This window comes from Microbulbifer mixtoriginis (SeqCode) (assembly GCF_052466865.1).
The window spans coordinates 3,123,016-3,144,394 of record NZ_CP174293.1 but is presented as its reverse complement, the minus strand read 5'-3'; the positions used below and the strand labels follow the sequence as shown (position 1 = coordinate 3,144,394).

30 protein-coding genes and 1 pseudogene are annotated in these 21,379 nt (G+C 46.6%); 30 read left to right on the top strand and 1 reads right to left on the bottom strand.

What is annotated here, in order from left to right:
- The first annotated feature begins 55 nt into the window (after nucleotides 1-55).
- From ACJJJA_RS14245 to ACJJJA_RS14195, 11 genes and pseudogenes are all read left to right on the top strand, one after another.
- Complete coding sequence (locus ACJJJA_RS14245; protein ID WP_444905054.1) at nucleotides 56-427, top strand: capsid cement protein; 372 nt, start codon at nucleotides 56-58, stop codon at nucleotides 425-427.
- Nucleotides 428-434: 7 nt separating this feature from the next.
- Nucleotides 435-731: a head-tail joining protein gene (locus ACJJJA_RS14240; protein WP_444905053.1), complete on the top strand. Its 297-nt coding sequence runs from the start codon at nucleotides 435-437 to the stop codon at nucleotides 729-731.
- Nucleotides 732-1,470: 739 nt separating this feature from the next.
- Nucleotides 1,471-1,950, top strand: coding sequence for a L,D-transpeptidase family protein (locus ACJJJA_RS14235; RefSeq protein WP_444905052.1), 480 nt, complete (start codon nucleotides 1,471-1,473; stop codon nucleotides 1,948-1,950).
- A gap of 15 nt (nucleotides 1,951-1,965) precedes the next feature.
- Nucleotides 1,966-2,409 carry a hypothetical protein gene (locus ACJJJA_RS14230; protein ID WP_444905051.1) on the top strand — a complete coding sequence of 148 codons (444 nt, stop codon included), beginning with the start codon at nucleotides 1,966-1,968 and terminating at the stop codon, nucleotides 2,407-2,409.
- A 99-nt stretch (nucleotides 2,410-2,508) separates the two neighbouring features.
- On the top strand, nucleotides 2,509-2,844 hold the full coding sequence (locus tag ACJJJA_RS14225; RefSeq protein ID WP_444905050.1) for a hypothetical protein: 336 nt from the start codon (nucleotides 2,509-2,511) through the stop codon (nucleotides 2,842-2,844).
- Between the two features lie 88 nt (nucleotides 2,845-2,932).
- Nucleotides 2,933-3,250, top strand: coding sequence for a hypothetical protein (locus ACJJJA_RS14220; RefSeq protein ID WP_444905049.1), 318 nt, complete (start codon nucleotides 2,933-2,935; stop codon nucleotides 3,248-3,250).
- A gap of 147 nt (nucleotides 3,251-3,397) precedes the next feature.
- Entirely contained in the window at nucleotides 3,398-3,976 is a 579-nt protein-coding gene (locus tag ACJJJA_RS14215; protein ID WP_444905048.1) for a hypothetical protein, read from the top strand.
- Nucleotides 3,977-4,077: 101 nt separating this feature from the next.
- Nucleotides 4,078-4,413, top strand: coding sequence for a hypothetical protein (locus ACJJJA_RS14210; RefSeq protein WP_444905047.1), 336 nt, complete (start codon nucleotides 4,078-4,080; stop codon nucleotides 4,411-4,413).
- Between the two features lie 134 nt (nucleotides 4,414-4,547).
- Nucleotides 4,548-4,901 (top strand): transposase, encoded by a 354-nt coding sequence (locus tag ACJJJA_RS14205; RefSeq protein ID WP_444905046.1) that lies wholly within the window; start codon nucleotides 4,548-4,550, stop codon nucleotides 4,899-4,901.
- Between the two features lie 184 nt (nucleotides 4,902-5,085).
- Nucleotides 5,086-5,310: pseudogene (locus ACJJJA_RS14200) on the top strand (IS3 family transposase); the annotation flags it as partial.
- Nucleotides 5,311-5,322: 12 nt separating this feature from the next.
- Complete coding sequence (locus ACJJJA_RS14195; RefSeq protein ID WP_444905045.1) at nucleotides 5,323-5,739, top strand: DDE-type integrase/transposase/recombinase; 417 nt, start codon at nucleotides 5,323-5,325, stop codon at nucleotides 5,737-5,739.
- A gap of 408 nt (nucleotides 5,740-6,147) precedes the next feature.
- On the opposite strand, the gene ACJJJA_RS14190 is transcribed toward ACJJJA_RS14195, so the two are convergent.
- Nucleotides 6,148-7,089, bottom strand: a complete 942-nt coding sequence (locus tag ACJJJA_RS14190; protein WP_444905044.1) for an IS110 family RNA-guided transposase — start codon at nucleotides 7,087-7,089, stop codon at nucleotides 6,148-6,150.
- A gap of 481 nt (nucleotides 7,090-7,570) precedes the next feature.
- On the opposite strand from ACJJJA_RS14190, the gene ACJJJA_RS14185 reads away from it, so the two are divergent.
- The 19 genes from ACJJJA_RS14185 (at nucleotide 7,571) to ACJJJA_RS14095 (ending at nucleotide 21,034) form a co-directional block, all read left to right on the top strand.
- Nucleotides 7,571-8,407: a hypothetical protein gene (locus ACJJJA_RS14185; protein ID WP_444905043.1), complete on the top strand. Its 837-nt coding sequence runs from the start codon at nucleotides 7,571-7,573 to the stop codon at nucleotides 8,405-8,407.
- A 120-nt stretch (nucleotides 8,408-8,527) separates the two neighbouring features.
- On the top strand, nucleotides 8,528-8,704 hold the full coding sequence (locus tag ACJJJA_RS14180) for a hypothetical protein (protein ID WP_444905042.1): 177 nt from the start codon (nucleotides 8,528-8,530) through the stop codon (nucleotides 8,702-8,704).
- Between the two features lie 300 nt (nucleotides 8,705-9,004).
- A complete protein-coding gene (locus ACJJJA_RS14175) occupies nucleotides 9,005-9,277 on the top strand; it encodes a hypothetical protein (RefSeq protein WP_444905041.1) in 273 nt (90 codons plus the stop codon).
- Between the two features lie 628 nt (nucleotides 9,278-9,905).
- Nucleotides 9,906-10,142: a hypothetical protein gene (locus ACJJJA_RS14170; protein WP_444905040.1), complete on the top strand. Its 237-nt coding sequence runs from the start codon at nucleotides 9,906-9,908 to the stop codon at nucleotides 10,140-10,142.
- Between the two features lie 23 nt (nucleotides 10,143-10,165).
- Nucleotides 10,166-10,867, top strand: a complete 702-nt coding sequence (locus tag ACJJJA_RS14165) for a KilA-N domain-containing protein (protein ID WP_444905039.1) — start codon at nucleotides 10,166-10,168, stop codon at nucleotides 10,865-10,867.
- A gap of 335 nt (nucleotides 10,868-11,202) precedes the next feature.
- Entirely contained in the window at nucleotides 11,203-11,742 is a 540-nt protein-coding gene (locus ACJJJA_RS14160; protein WP_444905038.1) for a hypothetical protein, read from the top strand.
- 175 nt (nucleotides 11,743-11,917) lie between these two features.
- The gene (locus ACJJJA_RS14155; protein WP_444905037.1) at nucleotides 11,918-12,208 is read left to right on the top strand and encodes a hypothetical protein; all 291 of its coding nucleotides are present in this window, start codon (nucleotides 11,918-11,920) and stop codon (nucleotides 12,206-12,208) included.
- An 804-nt stretch (nucleotides 12,209-13,012) separates the two neighbouring features.
- Complete coding sequence (locus ACJJJA_RS14150; protein ID WP_444905036.1) at nucleotides 13,013-13,414, top strand: hypothetical protein; 402 nt, start codon at nucleotides 13,013-13,015, stop codon at nucleotides 13,412-13,414.
- A complete protein-coding gene (locus ACJJJA_RS14145) occupies nucleotides 13,405-14,157 on the top strand; it encodes a hypothetical protein (RefSeq protein WP_444905035.1) in 753 nt (250 codons plus the stop codon). Before ACJJJA_RS14150 ends, ACJJJA_RS14145 begins: the two co-directional genes overlap by 10 nt.
- On the top strand, nucleotides 14,061-14,648 hold the full coding sequence (locus tag ACJJJA_RS14140; protein WP_444905034.1) for a hypothetical protein: 588 nt from the start codon (nucleotides 14,061-14,063) through the stop codon (nucleotides 14,646-14,648). The genes ACJJJA_RS14145 and ACJJJA_RS14140 overlap by 97 nt, the downstream gene beginning before the upstream one ends.
- Nucleotides 14,635-15,123: an SGNH/GDSL hydrolase family protein gene (locus ACJJJA_RS14135; protein WP_444905033.1), complete on the top strand. Its 489-nt coding sequence runs from the start codon at nucleotides 14,635-14,637 to the stop codon at nucleotides 15,121-15,123. The genes ACJJJA_RS14140 and ACJJJA_RS14135 overlap by 14 nt, the downstream gene beginning before the upstream one ends.
- Nucleotides 15,120-15,617, top strand: coding sequence for a DUF1833 family protein (locus ACJJJA_RS14130; protein ID WP_444905032.1), 498 nt, complete (start codon nucleotides 15,120-15,122; stop codon nucleotides 15,615-15,617). The genes ACJJJA_RS14135 and ACJJJA_RS14130 overlap by 4 nt, the downstream gene beginning before the upstream one ends.
- A gap of 6 nt (nucleotides 15,618-15,623) precedes the next feature.
- On the top strand, nucleotides 15,624-16,046 hold the full coding sequence (locus tag ACJJJA_RS14125; protein ID WP_444905031.1) for an NlpC/P60 family protein: 423 nt from the start codon (nucleotides 15,624-15,626) through the stop codon (nucleotides 16,044-16,046).
- A complete protein-coding gene (locus ACJJJA_RS14120; protein WP_444905030.1) occupies nucleotides 16,009-18,468 on the top strand; it encodes a host specificity factor TipJ family phage tail protein in 2,460 nt (819 codons plus the stop codon). The genes ACJJJA_RS14125 and ACJJJA_RS14120 overlap by 38 nt, the downstream gene beginning before the upstream one ends.
- A gap of 389 nt (nucleotides 18,469-18,857) precedes the next feature.
- Nucleotides 18,858-19,142 carry a hypothetical protein gene (locus ACJJJA_RS14115; RefSeq protein ID WP_444904237.1) on the top strand — a complete coding sequence of 95 codons (285 nt, stop codon included), beginning with the start codon at nucleotides 18,858-18,860 and terminating at the stop codon, nucleotides 19,140-19,142.
- Nucleotides 19,143-19,371: 229 nt separating this feature from the next.
- Nucleotides 19,372-19,686 carry a DUF4262 domain-containing protein gene (locus tag ACJJJA_RS14110; protein ID WP_444905248.1) on the top strand — a complete coding sequence of 105 codons (315 nt, stop codon included), beginning with the start codon at nucleotides 19,372-19,374 and terminating at the stop codon, nucleotides 19,684-19,686.
- 129 nt (nucleotides 19,687-19,815) lie between these two features.
- Nucleotides 19,816-20,295: a hypothetical protein gene (locus ACJJJA_RS14105; protein WP_444905029.1), complete on the top strand. Its 480-nt coding sequence runs from the start codon at nucleotides 19,816-19,818 to the stop codon at nucleotides 20,293-20,295.
- A gap of 66 nt (nucleotides 20,296-20,361) precedes the next feature.
- Nucleotides 20,362-20,634 carry a hypothetical protein gene (locus ACJJJA_RS14100; protein ID WP_444905028.1) on the top strand — a complete coding sequence of 91 codons (273 nt, stop codon included), beginning with the start codon at nucleotides 20,362-20,364 and terminating at the stop codon, nucleotides 20,632-20,634.
- A gap of 70 nt (nucleotides 20,635-20,704) precedes the next feature.
- The gene (locus ACJJJA_RS14095; RefSeq protein WP_444905027.1) at nucleotides 20,705-21,034 is read left to right on the top strand and encodes a CPCC family cysteine-rich protein; all 330 of its coding nucleotides are present in this window, start codon (nucleotides 20,705-20,707) and stop codon (nucleotides 21,032-21,034) included.
- Nucleotides 21,035-21,379: the final 345 nt, after the last annotated feature.

The window sequence follows — 21,379 nt, the reverse complement described above, 5'->3', positions numbered from 1 at the left end:
ACACATCGCGGCCCTTTTTATTGCAACAGTTATTAACCCAATCGAGAGAAAGAGAATGGCTACTAATTTTGTGCAAGACGGGCGCATGCTGGATTACACCAATAACACCAGCGCGGTAATTATCTCTGGCCAGGTGCTAGCAGTAGGCGCAGTGCTAGGTGTGGCGATGGATGATATCGCCGTGGGTGAGTCCGGTGTGATCGCTATTGAAGGTGTATTTAGTGTACCCAAGGTATCCGCCGCAGAGATCAGTCAGGGGGAAACCCTCACCTGGGATGCATCCGTAGCAGCCTTTGATAGCAGTGCCGCAGCAGCCGCAACCGGCGATATTACCGGCCCCACCGTCTTTGCCGCAGAGGCAGCCGGTAATGGCATTACTAGCTTAGCGGTCAAGTTTACCGGTGTTCCGGGCACTGTAAAGGCCTAGGTGATCCATGGATCTGGACCAAAGAGCCGCGGAGCGCGCGTTTCGCAAATGGGGCAAGCCCGCTACCTGTACAGACGGTAGCGGTGCTGAACCTATTGATTGCCGGGTGATTAAAGATCAAGAGATCGACGAGTTCGAAGATGATGAGCGAGTGCGGGTACCGCGTATCGAGTTGAGTCTGTTGGTGAGCGAAGTAGGGGCTTACAACTCAGAGGCGGTGATTACCCTTGGTGGTGTGGCGTATTTAGTACGCAAGCGGCTTTCGGATGATGGGGTGGTTTGGCGGGTGCTGGTGGATGGGTAGCCCAAAAAGTCGAGTTACTGGATTAAGACCTTTAGGTGTATTAAGGGTGGTCGAAAAATGTACAGTCGTGCATTTTATAACAAAGATCAGCAGCAGATGCTCCTATTTCTAGATGAAACTCTGTAACCCATTGATACTTAAAGGGTTCCAAAAGTGATATAAAGCAGAGAAAATACAGAATTATAAAGACGCTGCTTTATATCTTTTTTTGTACATTTGCGCCAAGTGCAGATAGCTTATTGATTTTCTAAATTTTTTTCATCATCGAAGAAAATGGGGCTTAGAAATATAGAGCAGGGTGATATAAAGAAGCTTCTTTTGAATTAACTGTTATAAGTCATGATGAGAAAATGCCCAAAATGTAAAGAGAAAACTGTAAAGGTAAAGATGTTATCTTTCTCAAGTAGAATGCATTGTGAGAAATGCTTTTTCCAGTATGAATATGCAGCCTTATCTAAGAGGGTGATAGCGTTCGGGTGCGCGTTTATACCTATTCTTGCTATTTACTTGGGATTGAGGTTTCAAAGTTTACTGGTTTTTGGCTCCTTACTACTAGCGGGTCCGTTTTTAGCTGAGTTTGTTTTTGCAAAATACTGCCCACTAAAGCCAGTTAGTGCTAGGGCGTTAAGGAAGAAACATCGCGGCAAAAACTTATAACAAACTGCGGCACAATCGCCCGCAAAAAGCGCGGGCTGGACTCGCTGCACTACGTTTCGCTCGCCTGTGCGCAGAGCGTTACATGCATATGAGAAATATCCTACTCATCTTTATGCTTTTGACCGGCAATGCCATTGCAGAAGTAGATTTGGTCAAGGTAGATAAATCCGAGAACAAGCTCTATCTGCTGGATGGAGAAAAGGTGGTTCGTGAATATCATGTTGCTTTTGGTAAGAATCCAAAAGGCCACAAGCAACAAGAGGGCGATGAAAAGACACCTGAAGGTCGCTACATCCTAGACTACAAAAAGGAAGATTCATCATTTTATAGAGCTATGCATGTCTCATATCCTAATCAGAAGGATAAGGATGTCGCTGAAGAACTGGGTGTTTCCCCTGGTGGTTTCATAATGGTTCATGGTCAAAGAAATTGGCTGGGTTGGTTTTCACCAATAACTCAGCGTTTTAATTGGACTAACGGTTGTATAGCCTTAACAAACAGTGAAATGGATGAGTTCATGGATCTGGTAAAGGTGGGAACTCCGATTGAAATTCAGTGGTAAGGGGCATGTAACAAGGTGCGGCAGACCGACGTCTTACTTTGTGCACTTTTTGCGCAGTCGCTACGCTCCTATCTTTGCACAAAAAATGCACAAAGTAAGCCGCCGCTGCGCACGGCGTTATGTGAACACATGAATTACTACATACTTTCAAAAAATCTTTACTTAGGTCAATCGAGACTGGAGCATGCTGATTTAAGTATGGGCATGGTTCATGGACGTTTTATACAAGGACCTGGCTATCAAAAAGTAAAAAGTGTTTTTAAGCTGTTCGCCAGCAAGCAATATGATGAGTATCATCAGAAGAGAGATGATTTGGAGTTAACGCTTCTAGATGAGTCAGGTAATAAAATTTCTACTGGCTTTATTCATATTGAAGACTATTCTCCAGAATTTGAAGAGATTAGTGTAGAGGTCAAGTTAGTAAACGCCCAGTCATGGGCAGGTATTGAAAACACATAACTAGGCCAAGCAGGCTCACCCAGCTGATAGCTGGGCTGGACGGCCTACGCGCTGCTTCGGCCGCCCCTGTTGGCAACGTTATAAGTCATAGGAAGTATCGTGCTTCAATGGGATGAAACAGAATTTGTTGGGATTTTGGAAGTAATCCCTGAGGTTGTCGAGGATGAAGGCGGTGGACCATTTTATGTTTTCAGAGTCCAGGAGAGCGGCCTTGAACTAGAACTTACAATATTTCCTTTTGAGGAGGACGTTCGATTCAGGTTGTTCCGAGAAAATCAGAATCATGTTTTGTTCGAATATCAAATAATGGGGTGCAAGTTCGCGCGTCATACCCCTGCTCCCAACCAAGAGGGTTATCTTTCGTTCATAAGCAAAACTGGTATCGAGGTCACGCTCTCTGTTAAACCAGATATCGAGATTCTAATTAGTGAGTAGTCAACTTATAACAAGTAAAGGCACCCGACGCCAAAACCGCCGCTTCGCTTTGGTTTTGACGCAGGTGCTTTAGGCGTTATGTACTGAAATGAAATTCTTAGCACTGTCACTACTTCTAGCAATTTCGGTAACAGCTATTGCTGATGAAATGAGTCAATATCAGCCACTGGTGTATGAGAACGGCATTGGAATCAGGGCCGCTCCAGAACTGCTAAACAGAGAACATCTGGACAATGTCGTTCACGTGCTCCGCTACTATCGTGTTAAGTGCAGAAGGGTAGCCTCACTGAAATTGCTCATAGATAGTAGTATTACTCATGAAACGCAGTGGAACTTCACAACCAAAGCAAATGACGCACAGTGGTTGAAGGAGCATCCGATCGAGCTGGGTGCCAAGTGTACATAACAATCACGGGCAGTGAAGGTGGCCCTCCGGGCCTCCGCGGGACGGCTTACCTTATGCACGTTTTTCGCGGGTCGCTGCGCTCCCATTTTCGCGCAAACCGCGCATAAGGTAAGCCGCCCCTGCCGTGGGCGTTAGCTGCACGTAAATATGAGCATCGAAGAATTATCAGAAAAGCTATACGAAGATCTTAACGGTCGAATCACTGCCGTAGATTATTCAGACGATTTAGTAATCGATTTCCAGTGTGATGATTGGAATGACTATGATGTTACGCGCTATTTCAAGATTACGTGTCACGGAGTAACAGAAAGCGAAGTACAGCCTTCTGTATCTGGTAAGATCGAATTTACTGATTCTCATCAGTTACTATGGGTTCACAATGAGCCTCATGGGTATCTTTATTACTCCTCAGAGCCAGAAAGTAGGTATGAAATACTAGGGCGAGTTTGGGAGGCTCATGAAAAACTATTTGGTGGCTGGCGTCCCCTTACTGACTTTGCAAATACATATAACGCGGGCCAGTTCATAGAATTCTGTAAAGGTTCCAATGGGCAACTAGCGCAGGGGCCAAAACCACTAATGGAGCTTTATCAAAGTGCAGTTGGCAACCACATTAAAACTAATTTTATTCCCTCATATAACCCTGAGGGTGGGTGCAAGGCATTGGTGTTTGATACATGCTTTGTAATATGTAAATCCGTAGCTGTGGTAGAGGTCCGCAGCTAACAAGTGCAGGCTAGGGACGTAAAAACCGCCGCTTCGCTCTGGTTTTTTCCGCCCCAGCTGCAGGCGTTAGGCAGAATCTCATCAACAAGGAGGTGTAATAAATGCCAGACATAAATCTTGCTGTTCAAGTTGCAACAATAGTTTCCGCGATCACTTCATCTATTCAATTAGGTGTTAGTTATCTACAGGCGGAGAAAAAAGTCGATAAGAAAGAAATGGAAAGGCAGGCGAAAATCCTGGTTTCCACATACGATGACAATGAGTTGGCGTCCTTGCATGACAGGATTAAAACTTGTAGAGATCGGTTTGTAAACGAAGGTAGTGGCACGCAACGGGTGAAATGCATGTGCAGTGTTCTGAAGGATGCAATTACAGGTAATGGTGATATTCCGCCTCTCCCCGAATGGGGCCGCATGTATAACCAGCTTTGTTCATAAGTATGATCGGTGAGTATGGAAGATGCGAAGGATTGCCTAACAAGGCCATGAACTTCGCGCCTATCAGCGCCGGACAGCCTACGAAACCTTCCCCCATTGAGTAGACGCCTACCTTTTGAATAGGGTAGGAAAAAATGCCGAAAATACTGAGTGAAGAGCGGGTTGTTGAATATTCAACAGAGTTTAAAGTTAGAGTGGTAGCTCTCACTAATCAACTGAAAGTAGATACGACCACTATCGCCAACATTATTGGTTTGCATCCAGTAATGGTGTATAGATGGCGACAGGAAAGTAGAGAAGGCAAGCTGGTCGAGAAGCCCAGTCGTAGAATAAGTATGGCAAAGACAACGAAAACTCAGTCTCAAACTGATGATAAAGAGATAAGACGTCTAAAAAAGCAGGTTGAGAAATTGCAAAAGGAGAATGATTTCCTAAAAAAGTGGGAAATGTACATGAAAGATCCAAAGCTGAAAGATTCTCGTTCATAGCTCTTAATCGATCAGACTTTGGTGTCAGGTACTTATGTAGATACTTGAATGTTTCACCCCAAGGGTTTTATAAGTGGCTCAACCGTGATGAGAGCACTCGAGACATAGAAAATAGGCGAATTCTTGGGTATATCGAAGCTATCTATGCGCAGCATGATGGTAATTATGGAAGCCCAAGAATTACGCAGAGCTGAAAGCTAATGGTGAACGAATAAATCACAAGCGCGTTGAACGCCTTATGAGAGAGGCTGGAATCGTGGGGAAAGCTGGGAGGATCTATCGTCGACGCCCTTTGCCTGGAAATTCTTGCATTAAGGTTGAAAATTTACAAAGAGAGCATGGTATGCCAATTAAACCAGACTCTCAATGGGCTGGTGATGTAACCTATCTGAAGATCAATGGGCAATGACAATATTTAGCTGTGATTATTGATCTTTACTCCCGGAAAGTGTTGGGTTGGGAGCTGTCGGACACTCGAACTGTTGAGCTAACACTGTCAGCGCTAAATAAAGCTGTCCGTTGCAGAAATATAGAATCAGATCTAATATTTCACAGCGACAGAGGTTCTGAGTACGGTGCTTATGCATACCAAAACCGACTCAAGGAACTGGGTATTGAGCCGAGCATGAATCGTCCAGGATTTATGAATGATAATGTGTATGTAGAATCATTTTTTCAAACACTGAAAACTGAGAGTTTCAAAGGATTTAATTTTGAATCCGTTGAGGAGCTAAGAACCAACTTATCTTGGTATCTTGATAGGTACTATAACTTTAAAAGAAGACATGGTTCACTTGGGTTCAAAAGCCCAGATGAATATGAAAGAATGGCCGCATAAGATGAATATAAGGTGGCGTCTACTTTAAGGGGGGAGGCTTCCCGGACGGTCGTCGCTTCGCAGCGCCCGCCGCATATCACGGCGTTATATGTCAGGAGTAATTGACTATCGATAAGCTAATAGAGAAAGCACTTATTCCTTTTATTGGGCTGATTTTGGTAATCGGAATTAGTATTCTTTTTTTGGTTGGTAGAACCTATATCGGATTAGCTGTTGGTTGTATTTTTATATTGTATTCTGCGGAACACATTTTCAACTTCGTTAACAGAACCAGTATCGTGAGTATACATCGACTATCTGGTACATTTACTCTCAAGCCATTGGTCTTCCTGCTGCCAATGCTTTTCTTGTTTTTACTGTACTATGTGTTTGCCATATAACAAGTGACTATGGTCCTTTGTCAAGTATTTAAGCCATTTTCTCATCCCAGTAAGTGTTGTTTTTTACCATCGTATTTAGAATGGTAAGTTGCTTCCTCATACATGCGATAAGGGCTACTTTCTTTGGTTTACCAGCAGCGACCAGGCGCTCATACATTGGCTTTAATTTAGGGTGGCATTGTATTGCCGACATCATAGAAACAAACAAAACTGTGCGTACACGATGTCGCCCACCTCGAATATAGCGCTTACCCTGGAAGCTGCCGCTATCACGATTCATCGGGGCGATACCCACAAGTGCAGCGATTTCTTTACGGTTCAATTTTCCTAGCTCAGGAAGTTCGCTCATTAGCGTGTAAGCCAGTACATTGCCGACTCCTTTAGCACTTAATAGGAAATCGCGTTTTTGTCGCCACTCGGCAACACTGTTAACAAGTTTATCAAGTTGCTTATCGACCCCTTCTAGCTCTTTCTTGATGGCTTTTAAGATAGCTTGAATGGGCTTGTGAACAGATTTGGGCATTCTCTTGAGACGATTCTTTTGCATTGTACTCATCTCTAAGCACTGGTTCCTGACCGTCAGTAAGTCACTAATATTTCTAAGTTTTTCTGGTTTGATTGATGACAATCTTGGCTTCATTGCTTCACCAAAATGTGCGATATCAATTGCATCTAGCTTATCTGTTTTGGCGAGTCGCCCCGCTGACTTTGCAAAGTTTCTTACTTGTAAAGGATTGCAAACAACTATCGGCAGTCCCTCTTTATAAGCAGCACAGACAAATTCTAATTCTAGCCTTCCTGTGGACCCGATCAATACTCTTTCAGGTTTAAGAGGTTGTAGTTGTTTAATGGCATCCTTAATACCATTTTTATCATTGGTAACACTATAGAATTGGCCATTAGGTCTCACATAAATATCGAGTTGTTTACTGCTGGTATCGATACCGACATTGATCTCTTGAGGTTCCATAAGATAAGCTATCTCCGCCTTGCTATTCGGGCTCGAGGCCCACATGACTATTCGAGTTATGCCTAGTGAGTGCTTATCACGTTCATACTTGTTATCGGTCTTTTACGAGCCGGCTAGGCAGCGAACTGTGATAAACAAGGCCTTCGGTGGCCGCCGAAGGTGGGTCTCAATTTACCCGTTAGCGAAAAGGATTTTCAACATCAGAATCGGGCAAGAACAACCATACAAGGCCCGGCACAATCGCCCCTTCGGGGCTGGACCTCCACTGCTTCGCAGCTCCGGCCTGTGCGGGCGGGCGTTAAGTTAGCTTTTATGAATGGATTGACTTTTGGTGTGAGTATTTGATGGATTGAGAAAGTTAGAAAAATCAGTACTTGGGTTCCATATTTAATAAATTATTGAGGTTTTTTGTTTTAAAAATTCATAGTAGTATCCTTGCTGGAGTGTATATTTATTTTAATTTTCTTGAGTAGGGTTGGGTGTGTTTAGAAATATTATAAAATTGAAAAGAGCTATGATTGGTTCGCTGTGTTTTTTTGCATTTGGATCTGCAGCTGTTCACGCTGCTACTATAATTCCAGGTTGCGAAAACTATAGTAGTGACACGGGTGTTATTTATGTTAAGGATAGTCCTTCCAGAACAGTGGTGGGGCGTTCGGCAAAATTTGTATCACAATCGCCATGGTTGGTTCACTGGGGCCATAAAACAACTTTCAAGCTTGCCCATTTGGACTCTTCCAACAGGACGGTAATTACTGCAGAGCGTGACAGTGACATAGATGAGGAAGGTGAGTCGGATCTACATTTGACTCCAACGTATCGAGGCTGGAATTGGGTAGCTGTAATTGATAAAAGTGACAAGAAGTGTGATAACGAACGTTTCTTAGCAATTAATGGACCTACTGTGTCAGTTAGTAAGAATAATGAGTCTACCAATGGTAACTGGAAGAATGGTGACTTTTTAATATCTGGCACAATGGATCAGACTTATGCAATTAATGCTAAGGCTGGCCTTCCCATGAAGTTTCAGGTTCAGAGGAAGACAATTGCTCAGTGGACTGGTACTCGATGTGATGTTGTTGAGGAAACAGCAACATGGGAAAATTTTGGTTCATTAAGCAATTTATCTAGCTATAACTACTCCGAGCGATGTGATGCTCATTATCGCTTTAGAAGCTACGATGGTGAGTTTTTCAGCAACTGGAAAAGTTTAATAGTCCTTGGTGGTAGCACTGGCAGTACTGGTGGTGGCACTGGTGGTGGCACTGGTGGTGGTGGCGGTTCATGTTCAGGCAGAATATGTGATATTGAGCCGTAATTTATATATCTAAATTAAGAGTGATTTTTTGGGCCTATTTACAGGCTGGTATTTAATTTAGTTTTTTTAAACCCGCACCAGCGGGTTTTTTTATGCCCAAAATTCCTGGAGCACGTCCCAATGACCCAACGAATCATCATCCGCGATGCCGTTCAGAACAATCTGAAAGGCCTATCCGGATACAACTTCCCATCAGCGGGCACCACTGAAGGTATCGAGCGGGAAAAACTACCGGCAATCCTTGTGGGCTTTGCTACGGAACAAACAGAACAGGAGCCCTCGGGTACTACCCGCTAGCTGGATCTTGTTGTGTCGGTGGTGGTGCACAGCAGGGGGGGGGATATTTATGAACTGCTGGATCAGGCTGCGGCGGATATTGAGGGCGTATTCAGTACGTAAGCGGCTTTCGGATGATGGGGCTGTTTGGCGGGTGTTGGTGGATGGTTAAAGAGCAAATGTGAGGCTACCCGCTGGGGGCACGGAGGTGTTGTAAGGGTGTAACTTATTGATTTTTCTGAGGTCTCCAATATGATTCAGTGTATAAAGTAACTACATAATAGTTTCTTTAAATTTAACGTAATAAAAAAAAGGATAAGAATGAAAAAGAATACCGTGCAATACTTGACTCTAATAGGTATAGCCTTTGCTCTTTCTGTGCCTACAGTCATGGCGAATGAGAAAAAAGAAAAAAAAGATGAGCAGTTTAAAGAGTGCTTTGCAGCGAGACTTTGGAGTGTCTCTGGCAGGTCGTTAAATAACGGCGAACTGCCTGAAAAAACAGTTAAAGTGCCGGAGGGCTGGAAGGTAGTAGCGGGAGGTGGAGGAGCAAGTGGGGCACGAAATGAAGCTTTTATGATCCTTTGTCGCTAATAGGGAACAGTAGAAAAATATCCTGGCTGTGAATTTTTCTTTTGAAGAATGATAGCTTTGTATGGCAGGTACGGGTGATGGGTAATCCAAACTGCCGGATTGGCGATTTTTGTGGCAATACTTTACAAATTGAACCACTGGTAGTGATGAGGCAATAACCGCCAAAATATTCCTCCCCGCTTGTGTGGTAATGCCCGCAGAGGTAGGATTACAACATCGCTCGTTACTCGCCTATTGAGTAGCGCTTAAAAACCCCGCTAGCTCGCGCTGGTGGGGTTTTTTATTGCCTGTGGTAGCGGGCTGTATAGAAAAACATACATTTGGAGTGATCAAACGGAGATTGGGATAGGGGTAGCCTAACCCCGTGCTGGGAGCTTGACAGCTCCATGCGGGTTGGTGGACACTGAGAGAACTAGAACATTCTCAGCGGTTACCGCACCCGACAGCCTCTGCGGTTTTTTTGTGCTTGCAATTTGGCACGCCTAGCTTTTATAGCCGGGTCGAGAGGCGTAATACAAGACCCTTAGGGGAAATAGGCCCGGAGCTTCTGAGAAGGCTCTAGTTGAGACCCGGCTGCCAGCTACTAACTGGCCAGTCGCTAGAAACTAAAACTTCTCAGGAGGCCGCCATGGCCGATTCCCAATTAATCTCCAAGATTGATCACTCTCACTGTGCGCTTCAGCCGGCTCATGTCCAGCAGTTGCGTAATCTGCAATTTTTAAATTTGGCTCGCCAGCGCATTCTGGAATGGCCCGATTCCCCAGTAAAAAAACGCCGCACTCAATGCCCTCTGTGGCGAAGAGAGCGCGGTGCTGGATGGATTGACCTTTGCAGCCGAACGAGTAGTTGGTGGGCAGAATACTGAACATTAACAAGGAGAGTGGTTATATGAATAACGTTAATAGCTTGCCGTTAATTGCTGGTGTGGAAATCACTACTGACGTAGATGGGCGTTTTAATTTGAATGCTTTGCATCAAGCTAGTGGAGAGGTTAGACATAAGAGTCCCGCTCAGTGGCTGAGGCGAAGTGAAACCAAGGCTTTAATCGCAGAGCTAGAAGACCAAGATGTAAATTTACATCTTGGTCCAATTAGTAAAATCCACGGTGGTATTGCACCGGGAACTTTTGCCCATGAATTACTAGCGGTGGAGTATGCCGGTTGGATTAGCCCTGCCTTCCGCCTCAAGGTTAACCAAACCTTCATTGATTTTAGGAAGGGTAATCTGGGGGCTGCACCAGAAGTATCACCGTTACCTCCGTCTTTGCCTGAGCTGCAAATTGCAGAGTGCGCCGCCCGAATGCTACGCATGAGCGATAGCAGCAAAGTTCGTATGCTCAGTACCATTTTCACTGAGAGGGGTGTTAGTGACCGCTTCCTGCCGGACTACGTTCAGGACGCACCCGTGAAGGCCCTTAGCGACCTATTGAAGGAGCACGGGGCATCGTTATCAGCCCATGCCGTTAACCCAATCCTAATAGGTATGGGGTATCTGGAGGAGTTGCAGCGACGCTCCAGCAAGGGGGGAATCAAGAGGTTTAAGTCGCTCACTCAGGCCGGATTGCGCTTTGGCAGGAATGAAACCTGCTAGAGAGACTCAGCCCCTATACTACGTCGAGACCTTCTCGGCATTACTGGATCAGATAAATGCATGGAAAAACGCCGCCTGATTGATGGCAGATAAGTAGGTCTGTGGTTTTACGGCGGCCATGAGCGTGAATACAACACCGTAAGGAAATAGCGCTCGCCCACTTTTCATTCTCCTTTGGGTGTTCAATGGCTGCCGCCTTTTAAAGGCTTTCCAGGGTAGTATAAAAATGAAATAACTATAATTAGCTAAGGTAGGGGGACCACTTCATAATCGTTACTTGAGGTGTTAAAAATCTAAGTCAGAAATTACGCAAATAGATGTTGTGAGTGTGAATAATGAAAAGAATATCTTTAATCGTCTTGTCTTTATTTTTATGTGCTTGTGCGTACCAACTGCCAGAAAGTGCGAGGATGAAGGCTTCCTCAATGACGCAAGAAGAAGCGATAAGCATAGTTGATATGTATCTTGGCGGTACGGGTGTTGGTGAGGGGGTATGCGCTAACGGTAATAAAGTTCATGAAACTGCAAATAATCCATATATAGGGGTTCATGGAGGTAAGTTCTTTTATGAGTCGTTTTATCTTGACAACTGCAAAAGAACCACGGGAGGGGTTTTTAATGGCGCATTTTCGAATGAAGAAATATGTGATGTTATTCCTTTTAAAGCTGAATTTGATCTTACACGAATAAATGCTTTTATTGTAAGGACTATCCCTGTGCCCGCCTGCAATTTACAGGCTGGAGCTATTCAGCTTAATCTGTATGAAAACGTAACTGATCATTTGAATATTAGTATCCCTGAAGAAGGGCTTGATGAATTCTTAGCAGCTTGCACTGTATTAAATCCAGGGATGAAGATAAAGAATGCATATTAAACTTATGTGTGATTGAAGACCTATAAGCAATTATTGTAGCGGTTTTATCTGTAAAATTTCTTGAGTCTATCAATCAGTATGTAAGATTCGAGTAAAGTTAGCTTCTTCAAAACTTGAAATTTCTTACCCGCACCAGCGGGTTTTTTTATGCCCAAAATTCCTGGAGCGTACCCCAATGACCCAACGCATCACCATCCGCGATGCCGCACTAAACAATCTAAAAACCCTATCCGGCTACAACTTTCCCTCAGCGGGAACCACTGAAGGTATCGAGCAGGAGAGACTGCCGGCAATCCTTGTGGGCTTTGCCACGGAACAAACAGAACAAGAACTCTCAGGCACTACCCGCCGATTGGGTCTTGTTGTAGCGGTGGTGGTATATAGTCGGGGGGATATCTATGAACTGTTGGATCGGGCTGCGGCGGATGTTGAGGGCATATTAAGTGCGCAAGCGCTGGTGGGATGATGGGGTTGTTTGGCCGACGTTGGTGGATGCTTAGGAGTATATGCCCTTCCCAAATTAGCATAAGGCGGAGAAAATGCCCAACTTTATTGAGGATGCTTAGAGCAGAATTTTGTACATTTGTACCAATAATTTATATTTTAATGACTCGCTTAATGTATTTCTGGTACTTTTAGTAAATATCTTATAGGAAGTAGATTGTAAAAAATAGATTTGTCCGGCCGCCTATACTTGCTTCGCTTTGTTTGGGGTTAGATTTTTTTAAGGGGTTATTGATTTGTGAGTAAGAGAATTCAGAGGGTGATTGTTGGGGTTTTATTTCCCATTATATTGGGGGTTCTATTTCTTATGATATGGGTAATTTTACCTCGTGGTTTTAATAGTTTGACAGATTCTAATTCCTATACAATGTTCATTCTGGCGTTTTTTTTCAGTTCATATTTCTTGGGGTTCCGGCGCTTATTTGTTCCGTAATCGTTGAGTTTTTTCAATCTATATTAAAGAGTGATTTTTGTTTTTATGTTGGTGGTGGCCTTTTGTGTGGAATCTGTAATATAACGATGGCAGCTCTATTTTTTGGTGAGTCTAGATTTTACACGGTGTACTCTTTTTTTATTTTTTGTGTTATTCCTGGGTTTGTTGCTGCAGTTGTTTTGCGTGAAATGTATCAATCATCAAGTGCATTGTTAACCAATAAAGAGTGATAGTAAATCTTGGAAGTCATCGTATTTTGAGTTGAGAGTAAACTGATTTCGAAACCCGCACCAGCGGGCTTTTTTATACCCCAAATTCCTGGAGTACTACCCCATGACACAACGCATCACCATCCGCGATGGCGTACTAAACAAGCTGCAAACCCTATCCGGCTACAACTTTCCCTCAGCGGGAACCACCGAAGGTATCGAACGGGAAAAGCTGCCGGCCATCATTGTGAGCTTTGCTACGGAACAAACAGAACAAGAATTTTCAGGCACTACCCGCCGGCTAGATCTTGTTGTGTCGGTGGTGGTGTATAGCCGGGGGGATATCTATGAACTGTGGGCTGGCAGCATGAAACCAACGATGGCCGCTTCTTTGACCGCTGGGCCGTGGGTTATCAGCCGCTGGCAACCACTAAAGTGGATGAGTTGGAATTCCTCACCAGTGGCATGGCGTCTTTACCGGGGTTTAATTTTCGGATTTACCGGCGGCCAGACAGCTTGGATTTAAATAGCACCCCCGGCTCTCTGGAAGAGGACGAAGTATTTTTCGAAAAAGATTTCAAAAATGCCGATTTTGCCGCTCCAGATGATGGTTGGTTTGAGCTATCCATCAATACCGATGACGTGGGAGAGCTGGAGGCCGGCTATCTGTACATTTTTGCCTTTGATGCTGAAGCATACCCCGGCTACGGCATCGGTATGGGTCGCTCCACCGATGAATATTCCAATGACGATATCTGGCAGCGGGGTTGGTATGGCGTCAGCAACAGCACCATCTGGAACCCGATAGCCGGCACTTTCAGTATTGGTTTTCGCGTAATGGTGAACCGCTATCAAATGGCGGGGCAAGAGCCGATTGCTCCTACGCATACCGAGGTGCGGGTCGGTCAGTCAAAAGTGTCCGGTGTTACGGTGACGCTCACCGGTTTGGAATTACAGCGCCTTAACCTGCCGATCAAATTGACCAGCACAGAGCTGGTGCTTAGGCAGCCCATAAAAGCTTTTGCAAAAACCGAAACCTATTCTCTGCTTTACGATATTGATGAGCGGTTGTTTTACCATCCGGGGCCTATCTGCCGTATCGTTTTATTCGCAATGTCTCGATGGTGCGCACCTCTGATAATCAGCCCCTGGTGGAGGGTGTGGAGTACAGTGTGTGGTATGACGGTGGCAAGGTGCAAGGGCTGCAGGATGTACCGGCCTTCGACGTGGAGATCACCTATGACGGTTATGGCTTGCGCTACGACTTGATTGAATACGACCCATTCACCGGGGCCGTCAGCGTTAAAGAGGGGACCAGTCGCAGCTATGATCCAGAGGAGTATATTCCGACTCCAAGCACTGATAAGCGGCCACTTTATTTGGCCTATGTGTATGGCAATAACTGTGAATTGATTCCCCTGTACCCCTGGGAATATGGGCTTTTTGAGGGCAATGAGCGGGAAGTGCTCCGGCGCTCCGCGTTCAATCGCCGCGCCCTACAGAAGACTCTGGGCAAATTGCGCAAGGGCAACCCGTTGACCTTTGCAGGGTACGGCGATTCGATTACTGCGCAGAGAGGCGGCACCTGGCAAACTCCGAACGGCACTACCCGCGATACTGAACCCTATTACGGCGATTACCCGCAAGACACCAAGGATCTATGGCCCCGCTATGACCACGGTGACGGCGCGGGCCAAGTGCATCAGCATCTGGGTTGGAACTGGGTTGGAAGAGGCTTTCGGTTCTGTGGCCACCTATGATAACTGGGGCATCGGTGGCACAACCAGTGCGGACCATACCGACCCGGATGGCATACGTCATGGCGGTCTGCACCCGGATCGCCTCAACACCATGCTGGCAAGCTCTCCAGACTTGGCGGTGATTGGTTTTGGGATGAATGAAATAGGGCAGAGCAGCACCTCCATCAACGTGGCTGAGATTGCCCGCCAGTGCAAGGCGGCTGGGGCTGATGTGATTATTATGGGATGCCCGCGTATCAGCTCTATTGGCGGCCGTGCCAGTTTGGATAGCTGGCGCACCACCAATGATCGCCTGTGGCTCGCTGCTCAGGAAACCGGTAGCGCCTTCGTTTCCACCACTTACCTGGCGGATAATGAACGCCTCGGCGGCATTGCACTCAGTCCATTGTCCATGAGTAACGCCAATCGGTTTAATCACCCCGGCCCCTACGAGTTGCGGAAATACGGCCAGGCTCTAGCCGAGCTCTTCCTATGAGCGCGGTATTAGAAACTGTCTACGCCAGCGCCCCGATCGATCAAATTATTCTCCACACCCTAGAACTGAAACACCCGGCATTTGAAGCGGGTGCGATTCGCCTGTGCCAGGGATTTGACGATATCGAGGCAAAACTGGAGGACGGTCAAACCGTGATTTTCACCGCGAGTGGTTTCGGGGTTTCTTTACCGCAGCGCTCCATGCGCGGCCGCCAGGATTTACAGTTCCAGCTGGATAATGTTACCGGGGAAGCGCTGCAAAATATTGATATCGCACTGGAGGTGGGCGGCCTCATTCAAGTGGCTTACCGGCAGTTCCTTGAATCTGATCTGTCTGCCCCCGCACAGCCGCCTACGGTGATGACGGCAGTATCGGTCAAAGCTAATGCCCGCTCTGTTTCGGTGATTGCCAGCTTTCACGATCTGGTGAATAAAGCCTGGCCGAATAAATTCTACACGCCCGACTTTGCCCCTGGCCTTAAATACTACGGCTAACGCTCTATGCATTGGATTAATAACTATCTCACCGTCCCCTATGTGGACGGCGGGCGGGATATGCATGGCTTTGATTGTTGGGGGTTGGTGCGCGATGTATTGCACCGGCAATTTGATACCCCGCTGTTGGAATCCTTTGGCCATGTTTGCCCGGATGACAAGCCGCTACTGACAGACAGCTACTTGCAGGTGGTACCGGATTTTTTACCGGGCCTCTGCGTTCCCGGTGCCGTCGCCTGCGGTTTTCGTGGCGACTGCCTGATCCATGTGGGCATAGTCATTAATAACGGCCAGACCCAAATCCTGCACACCGGGCGGCAGTATGGAAAACCGCTATTAACCAGCCCGCGCGCCTTCCGCCGATTGTTCCAACGCTGCGAATTTTTTCACTATGAATGCGACTCTAAAAGTCTACCCCAGCAAGCTTGAACGGGATAATTCCGAAACCTGCACCGCTACACCGGGGCAGACGTTTGAAAATTGGCTGCAAGCGAATGTACCCAGCTATGAGCCCCGCGAGGTGCCGCTATTTTCGGCCACGGTAAATGGCAAAGTGCTACCGCCAAAACAGTGGAGTAATTACTTTATCCAGCCCGGCGATCAGTTTGAATTGGTAGTGGAGGCTAAAGGCCCGGCGGTGATTGTGATGGCCGTGGTTGCGGTCGCCGCTGCGGCTGCAGCCATGTATTTTGCCAATCAGATCCCTGATAACTACAACCAGACCACACCCGATGGTTCCACCATCTACAACCCCAACGCCCAGGGCAATCAGGCGCGACTGATGGGTGTGGTACCCGAGATTGCCGGCCGTCATAAAGTTTTCCCTGATCTGCTTAACCAGCCGCGCCGGGAATATATCGGCAACGATCAATATCTGTATTTAATGATGGCGGTGGGCGTTGGTGAGTATGCCGTGGACCCCGAGGAAATCTTTATCGGCAACACACCGGTCAGCGGCTATTTTGGCGATATCGACTATAAGCTGTTTGGCCCTGGTGAGAGCGTTACTAGTCACGAAGCACATCGCAACGTGTATACCTCGCCGGAGGTGGGCAGCAGCGGCGGCCAAACCGGGCTGGAATTGGAGGGGAGTCTCAGCTCTTCAGGTTCCGGTTTCAGCCGCACGCGCTGGAGCATGGCCGGCCACACTCTGAGCTGTTACGAATATGACGCAGAGAGTGGCAGTTATCTTTCATGGCCGTTCCCTTATGGGGCGAATGAAATCATCACTATTAGTGGCAGTGCCAGCAATAACGGTGATTACCGAGTGGTTTCCAAGGGCTCTGTGAATAGCGCCGCTATGGAAAAGGTGGACGGCAATGGTGACCCGGATGCGGCCTGGACCGGTTTCACCAGCTCTCAGCATGAGTCCATCACCATCGCCAGCAGCAGCCCGAGCGATACCAGCTATAGTGGTCCCTTTTTCGCCTGTCCCGCCAACGAGCTGACAGATACAATTTGGCTGGATTTTTTCCTGCCACAAGGGCTAGGCCGGTTAAAAGATAACGGAGACTTCGAAACTCGCTCTGTCACCATTGAAGTTGATTACCGGGCCGAAGGCAGTGGCAGCTGGACCACCATCACTCATACTTTCAACGGCGCCAGCAATGATCAGATAGGCTTTACCAAAAAAATTAATCTCAGCAGCCGGATGCGTCCAGAGGTTCGCGCAAAGCGCACCACCCCAGGCACTGACGATACCCGCGTGTACGATAAAGTGCAGTGGACCGCGTTAAAAGCCGAACTGGACAGCGCTAGCCGTTATGAAGGTGTGACCACGATTGCAGTTAAAATCCGTGGCACCAATGCACTGGCCGGCAGTGCAGAGAATAAATTCAATCTCATCGCAACCCGCAAGCTCCCCGTCTATGAGAATGGCAGCTGGTCTGCGCCGCAAGCCACTGAAGATATAGCCCCGTTCTTTGCCTACGTGATCAAGAGCGTCGGCCATACTGATCACCAGATCGGCTTGGAGGAAATGGAAGAGCTGCACGATTTATGGAGCGCGCGTGGCGATAGTTTCTCGGCGGTATTCGACAACAAAAGCACCCTGTTCGAGGCATTGAAAAAAGTCCTCGCCGTAGGCTATGCAGAACCCACCCTGGACTATGGCCAGATTATTCCGGTGCGCGACGGCCCGCGCACGGCGTTCGAACATATGTACCAACCGGACAATATGGCCGGCGAGCTGGAAAGGGATATAAAGCTGTTTGATCCCGACGAGCCGGACGGCATCGAGGTGGAATACTTCGACCCGCAAACCTGGAAACCGGCCACAGTGCTCTGCACCTTACCGGGAGATCTGGGCCAGACACCGAAAAAGGTCAGGGCCTTCGGCATCACCGATAAAACCAAAGCCTGGCGCTTCGGCATGCGGCAAAGGCGTATCCAGCGCTACCGCCGCACCCGCTACAGTTTTAAGACCGAAATGGACGGCCTTAACAGCCGCTATCTGAGCTACTGCGCCCTCGCCGATGATATCCCCGGTTACTCCCAGACGGGCAGGGTGTTGGCAGTGAGTGGCCGACTTATCACCCTGGATGCGCAACTGGAATGGGGCACAGGTACGCACCTCCTCGCCCTGCGCAAACCAGACGGCACACTGTCCGGCCTCTATACGGCTACGCCAACCAACAGCGCCAACCTCTTAGAGGTAGATTCCAATCTGGATTTCACGCCCACACTAGATGGCAGTATGGAGCCACCGCTGTATATGTTTGGGGAAGCCGAGCGTTGGAGCCACCCGGCACTCATCACCGATATTAAACCCAGTGGCACCGAGCGGGTGAGTATGACGGCTGTGAATTACGATGAGCGGGTGTATGCGGATGATGATAATAGGCCGGCTTGATTGCAGAGGCGGCCCCCAGCCTGGCCGGCATAGTTCTATTGCGGCTATGGCGATTACGAGTGGGTGATACTGGCTTCGGTTTTCAGTAGTGGAGAGGCGTGTCGCCAGTGCGAAGGTCCGAATTATAGAGCCATGGCTTACATCTACAGAAAGATCCCCCCTAACTTATTGATTTAATTATGGGTAAAATGTGTTCAAGAGCGGGAAGTTGAACCAGACGACTTGAGCCAATGGCTTACTATCTCTGGTTACTATTTAGACGGCAGTTTATAACTTGCTGTAAATAAAGGCTTTTTTTATGGAGCTTGAAGGCTTCATTCCAGAAATAGTGGCCAAATGGATAGTGAGCCACTGGCTCTTTAATAAACTGTTATAAATAGGACTAAGTAATGAGTAGCGAACCAAAAGAAAAATCAAAATTGCTGAAGGTTATTCAATCTATTTGCTCACTATCTATAGTTGCCGTTATTTGCTACAGCATAATCTATGGAGTTGAATTGGTTTCTTCAGCTATTGCTGTGTCCGCAATAGCTGGCCTTGTATTACCGACTATTATTTCCGAGTCTACCGTGGGTATCGTTGAGATTTTAACTGGTGTTTTGGAAGCCTTCGTAGAAGGTTTGGTTGGTGCCGTTACGGGTGTGCTTGAGGCTATTGGTTCAATTTTTAGTTAGCATCATAGAAATTTATAACAAGTTGCTGCATCCGACAGCCTACACTCCGCGCACTTTATGCTATACGCTACGCTAGCACAAAGCGGCTACATTTCGGCAGCGGCTGAGCAAGACGTTATACGAGAAGAGTATGAACAAAGAAGAAATACAGGGAAATATCAAAGAATATGGATGGCACTTCCTGTTTGTCTTTGATCCAAATGGAGAGTATCAAGACTTTTCATAGACCATAGGTTTAGAGGAAAGCTTCGGGCATCCAGAGATTATGATATTTGGCCTCAAGAAAGATTCCGCTCACGCGATTCTTGCTGATATTGTCGAAGACATTAAGTCCGGTGTCAAAATGGAGCCAAACAAAAAACTAGGTAATGTTATTGGTGGTGATTTTAAAGTTATGTTCAAGCCTATTAGTAGCAACGCGTACAAAGAGTATTTAGGTACGGCTGTTAACTACTACGGCAAGCCTTTTAGAGCACAAGTCATGTTTTGGCCAGACAAAGCTAATATTCTACCCACCGAAGAAGGGTGTGAGCTAACTATTTAAAATGAAGCGCTTGCAATCGTATAACAAGGCGATGAATTTCGTTCCGCCCCAATGGGGCTCCACCGGACTGTCACTGCTTTGCAGCGCCAGCCGATTATCGCGGCGTTATGAGTCTTACACTAGAAAGCAATGATACAAGAAATTGAACTTGCATTTAGTTTTGGTGAGTATGGATGGAGCGATTTCCGTATCTGGACCAAAGAAGAACATATAGAGATTGGAATGACGCACATCTTTAGCAATCCTCTCGAAGAAATGTTCTCTGCTTTTACAGAACTACTTAAGGGTATTAAATCTACATATATAATGTGGTTCGATGAGCCAGGTGCCTATCGCTGGGAAATCACTCGTGACGAAGAACAGCATCACATCCTTGATATTAGCATCACCGAAACAGCATCGATGGGTGAATGGAAGGAATCAGATAGAGTAATATCTGAAATCGAGTTTACCGTGAAGCAGCAACAGCTTATGGCTTGCATCTACGGAGAGGCGATTAAGCTTCGTGAACTCATGAAAATAAAGACTTACAAAATAAATCGAAACGAACAATATCCAGCGAGAGCGCTCAATGAGTTTTTACAGGCTTATGAAGCTAGTTACTCATAACAAGGCAATGCAGCGGACTGCTGCGCAGCCTCGCTGATTGCGACGTTAGTAGCTAATAGACAGAGCATGAATCATACAGAATGTGTGGCCAATACAGAGTCGGTTTTAATTGGGCTGTCTGAAGTGGCGAATGTGCCATATATAGAGGGAGATTTCTCCCGCTTTGAAGATGAATTTGTGAACTCTGGTCAGGAAGAAGCACGTTTCACTCTGAAAGAAGGCAGTTTTGAAGTATCAGTTCTTTTGGAGAAATATGAGGGCTACTTTTTTGTGTCAATCGTTGGTGAGGGTGAGCGGTTTGAAAGGGCCAAAGACTATCTTGTCTCAAATAAAGATTGAGGCTACTAACAAACGCAGGCAGGCGACGCAAAATGCGCGCGCCTGCTACGGGCGTTATAAGGAATAAGTAGTGCTAGAGAAGATAAAGGCATTATTTAGTAAAAAGGCTTTTGAATGGTATGAACCAGAAGATCCAACTCCAAGAGAGCAGTGTCCTTGCTGTGATTACATTTCACTACCTGAGCGAGGCAACTATTTAATTTGTCCAGTGTGCTTTTGGGAGGGCGATGGGCAAGATATTGATGAGCTGGATGTTGGTTCAGGTCCAAATCATGGCATTACGCTAAGAGAAGGACGAAAAAATTTTAAAGATCATGGTGCATGCGAAATTGAAATGGTTAAGCATGTTGTCTCAGTTGAGCAAAGAGAGCAGTTTAAGTATGTGCCTAGAAACTTATAACCAGTGCCCGCACAGGAAATCGCTGACGCTCTTCCTGTGGGGCAGGCGTTAGCTTTACGAGTAGCCAATGAAGCATTGCATCATTAAAAGGGGTGGGGAGAGGATATCGCTTGATGAGTGGCGTGAAGTTGCGAGTAGAGAGCCGAACTTTCTAGTCACGGATAAACTAATTCAGAAAAACCCATTTACAAACGAGTTTTTTGAACTGGAGATTCCGGGATCTGGTTACTGGGTTCCAAGTTCTATGAACTTAGAGCGATTTCCTCACGACGGAAAAGTCTGCTTTCATTTTACTGAGCATGGGGTTCGCTTTATTCAGTATGAAAATCCCTTTGACTCGGTGCT